1 protein-coding gene is annotated in these 405 nt (G+C 35.8%); it reads right to left on the bottom strand.

The window, feature by feature from the left end; translation table 11 throughout:
* Positions 1 to 270, bottom strand: a 270-nt coding sequence (locus tag LI288_RS14160; RefSeq protein WP_320055245.1) for an NAD(P)-dependent oxidoreductase, incomplete at its 3' end; no start/stop codon positions are given.
* Positions 271 to 405 lie beyond the last annotated feature (135 nt).

The following is a 405-nucleotide window of genomic DNA, read 5'->3' as shown; positions in this document are numbered from 1 at the left end:
CTGATGCAAGGCGTTCGCCGATACATTTTCAAACTCATAGGTTATTAAGTCACAGGCATAAGCGAGCTTAAGAAGCGCATCAACATCATCATATTCCGCAAGGATCAACTCATCCGAACACTTTGCTGCGGAACAGTTCGGATTAGGATCAAGTGTAATCACTTTATGGCCCATATATTGTGCAGAGATAGCCATCATTTGGCCCAACTGCCCACCACCAATAATTCCAATTGTTTTTTTCTTATGTTGCATATTCTTATTATAGGCCATTTTTCTTTATTCTCCCTATTCTTTTCGGATTGTTTAAAAAATAAGTCCGCATATCATCCGGATTTTCGTTTACTAAAATCAAAATATTTTTACAAATATTACGCTCGTTTTTAAATTAAAAGTTTACAACAATTC

Origin of the sequence: Lachnospira pectinoschiza, assembly GCF_020564355.1 — a bacterium.
Taxonomy (GTDB): domain Bacteria; phylum Bacillota; class Clostridia; order Lachnospirales; family Lachnospiraceae; genus Lachnospira; species Lachnospira intestinalis.
This window is presented reverse-complemented; position numbering and strand designations above follow the sequence as displayed.